The organism is Henriciella sp., assembly GCF_049649345.1.
Lineage (GTDB): Bacteria > Pseudomonadota > Alphaproteobacteria > Caulobacterales > Hyphomonadaceae > Henriciella.
In genome coordinates this window covers 1-2,786 of the sequence record NZ_JBARZC010000152.1, presented here as the reverse complement: position 1 = coordinate 2,786, position 2,786 = coordinate 1, and the positions used below count along the sequence as shown (strand labels likewise).

At 58.8% G+C, this 2,786-nt stretch carries 3 protein-coding genes and 1 tRNA gene; all 4 read right to left on the bottom strand.

Going from position 1 to position 2,786, the window contains the following annotated elements:
* Nucleotides 1–200: 200 nt before the first annotated feature.
* The 4 genes from WA989_RS03775 to WA989_RS03760 all read right to left on the bottom strand — a co-directional run bounded on the left by WA989_RS03775 (nt 201) and on the right by WA989_RS03760 (nt 2,560).
* A tRNA-Leu gene (locus tag WA989_RS03775) sits at nt 201–285 on the bottom strand.
* Nucleotides 286–327: 42 nt separating this feature from the next.
* Nucleotides 328–1,173, bottom strand: coding sequence for an NAD(P)H-hydrate dehydratase (locus WA989_RS03770; RefSeq protein ID WP_424339182.1), 846 nt, complete (start codon nt 1,171–1,173; stop codon nt 328–330).
* A gap of 77 nt (nt 1,174–1,250) precedes the next feature.
* A complete protein-coding gene (locus tag WA989_RS03765; RefSeq protein ID WP_424339181.1) occupies nt 1,251–1,790 on the bottom strand; it encodes a histidine phosphatase family protein in 540 nt (179 codons plus the stop codon).
* Nucleotides 1,787–2,560 (bottom strand): Coq4 family protein, encoded by a 774-nt coding sequence (locus WA989_RS03760; protein WP_424339180.1) that lies wholly within the window; start codon nt 2,558–2,560, stop codon nt 1,787–1,789. Before WA989_RS03760 ends, WA989_RS03765 begins: the two co-directional genes overlap by 4 nt.
* Nucleotides 2,561–2,786: the final 226 nt, after the last annotated feature.

The window sequence follows — 2,786 nt, the reverse complement described above, 5'->3', positions numbered from 1 at the left end:
GTTTTAAGCTCACTCGCAGGCACCTTGACCTTGTACATGCGGCTGAGGCCATCGGTGGTTTCGGTGCATTCCATGTCTGTCATTCCTTGTGCCGGTTCGGCCTGACTGGCCGGTCATTCTGGCATCGATTATCCTTGAAGCGGCGGTGTATGTCACAGCGTAACGCGGCTGTCTACGCGTGGATCGTGACCAATCTCACATGGTGCGGATGGAGGGACTTGAACCCCCACGCCTCGCGGCGCCAGAACCTAAATCTGGTGCGTCTACCAATTTCGCCACATCCGCACATCATGTGGAGGGGTCTGGTAATCGGCGCGTCCGCGAGTTTCAAGGCTTTGATGCATGAAAATCAGACTGGATGGAGGGGAGGATTTCGGGGAGATCTTCTGCGATGAGGCCGGGCCCCAACCGCCGGCCGGCTTCGCCATGCGTCCAGACCGCCGCGCAGGCCGCATGGAAGGCCGGCATTTCCTGGGCCAGAAGACCGGCGACGATACCTGCGAGCACGTCGCCGCTGCCGGCTGTGGCCAGGAAAGGCGAGGCATGGCGATTGATGACAAGCTCGCCTCCAGGGCTGGCGATAAGGGTTTCCGCGCCTTTCAGGATGATGATTGCGTCCGAGATCTCGGCGGCCTTCAAAGCGGCACCGTCTCGGCCTGATTCTTTGAGGAGGCCCGGGAAAATCCGCTCGAATTCACCCTCGTGTGGGGTAAAAACGCAGGGGCGTTTGATATGAGAGAAGAGCCGGTCTGGATCGTCCTTGAAGACGGTGAGCGCATCGGCATCGAGAACGCTCGCGTCGGCATTGCCTAATACAGAAAGCACGTTTTCCGCCGTGACAGGATTTGTGCCTGCTGCTGGCCCGATCAGCACGCACGCCATGGTTGATGTCAGGTCTGCAAGTTGAGCCGGATCTGCAAACGCCTTGACCATGACCGCCGTGCTGTGTGCTGCATTGACGATTACAGATGCGGGCGGAGACAGGAGGGTGACGAGCCCGGCCCCGATACGCAGCCCGGCCCGGGCAGACAGGCGGGATGCACCCGTGGAAGACGGCGGCCCCGTCACACAGCCAAGATGCCCTCTATTATACTTGTGGCCCGCCGTGTCGGGCCATGGCCAGTGTTCCAACCAGAGGTCTGGACTGTTGTCTTTCGGGGCAGGTCGGGTCATCAAATCGGGCGGCCAGAGACGGGCTAAAAACAGGTTAATTGCGTGGTAATTTCAGGCTAGTCCAGCTGGGCCCCAAGTCAAAGCACGCGCGTCGCAGATTCACTGCCCAATTCGGCCACGGAGAGACCTTCAGGCGACGTCTTCAGTTTCGTGATGGAGCAGTGCCCGGGTCTGAAATTCGTTACCTTGGCGCTTCCGGTGAGGTGTCCGACGATCGTGTTGATCGCGATGAAGTGTGTGAAGACGACGGTATTATCCTCGAGGCCATCCAGCGTCTGGATCAGGTCAGATTTCCAATCGACCAGGAGGGCAGGGGCCTCTGACCAGTCTCCTGCCATGAAACCAGACAACCAAGCCCGCCGGTCGCTCAGGCCTTCCGGGGTCGGGATTTCGCTGACGCGGGCCTCGGTGCGGACATCCAGCTCTGCGCGCGTGCTGAAAGGCCGGGCAGTTTCCTGACAGCGCGTCATCGGGCTGCAGATGATTTTAACGATGGATTGGCTGGACAGGATGTCTGCTGCTGCGTCGGCCTGCTTGTGGCCGAGTGCAGACAGGCCCGGATCATCGGCTTCGCCCCAGCCAGCTGCCGCTTCCCCGTGGCGGACCAACCAGATCAAGCCGCGGCCGCCATAGGCTCAACGCCTGCATCCTGGAATATTTCAAGGGCCCGCTTGTAGAGTACCGGCTCTTCGATCTCCAACTCTTCGCGGACTTCGGAAATCTGGCGCGGCAGGAGCGCGATAATGTCCTGCTCTATGATGCGCTTCGCGCGCTTGCCGTTGCGCCGGCCCTCGCCGATCACTTTGCGGATCTCGGCAGATTTCGGTGCTATCTTGGCGATCTGCCGGCCGCCCATGAAAGCAATGAAGCTGACGCCAAGTCCGCCATGCTGGCTATGGGTGAACCCGAGCAATGAGGCCTCTCCAAGAGCGTCGCGGCCATAACCGGTCAGAATATGGAACATGTCATGAGTGTCACGGAGCCGGTTGCCGTACCAGAGCAGGTCATCCTCATGATCGCGCAGCGAAGAGGTGCTCTTTTCGCTTTCGGCGACCAGCCCCGCAGCGGTGAGACCCTCGCGCTCCATAAACTCAGCATAAGTCCGCCCGACACTGCCTTCATCCATGGCATGCAGCGGTTCGTGATCGTCCAGGATAGGCGGGTAGAATGTACGCGCCTCAAACAGTTTGCGGCCTGTTTCAGTGGCCAGAAAGCGCTCGAAATCCTGGCGGATCTGATCGCCGTTCAGCGCTTCGATAATCTGAAAGACCTGCTCGGTATCTTCCTTGTCTGCGATCAGTTTCTGCATGTGTTTCCAAGCCTTGAGAGGCTTGAATTTCGGCCGTTCGCGTGCCGGATCGACATAATAGGAGATGGCGCTGGTCATATTTCTACTTGGTCCAATTCAACCCAGTAACAAGTTTATCACGAGGCTCTTAACGTAACAATGACGCGTGCGTCATTTTCCGTGCGGATTGGCGCTGCCTAAAAGCGCGTCACCAGCGCTGCAATTCTGTGCAGAAGTGAGCGGCGAATTGGCTTTTGTGCGTCTGAAATATCCCGCGGCGAGGAGGGCTGCTAGGTGACGGCAGACAAAATTCAGAAGTCTATGA

What these genes read in the sequence shown, in the direction of transcription:
- WA989_RS03770 (WP_424339182.1), bottom strand. Translation starts at nt 1,173, where the DNA reads ATGACCCGACCTGCCCCGAAAGACAACAGTCCAGACCTCTGGTTGGAA.
- WA989_RS03760 (WP_424339180.1), bottom strand. Translation starts at nt 2,560, where the DNA reads ATGACCAGCGCCATCTCCTATTATGTCGATCCGGCACGCGAACGGCCG.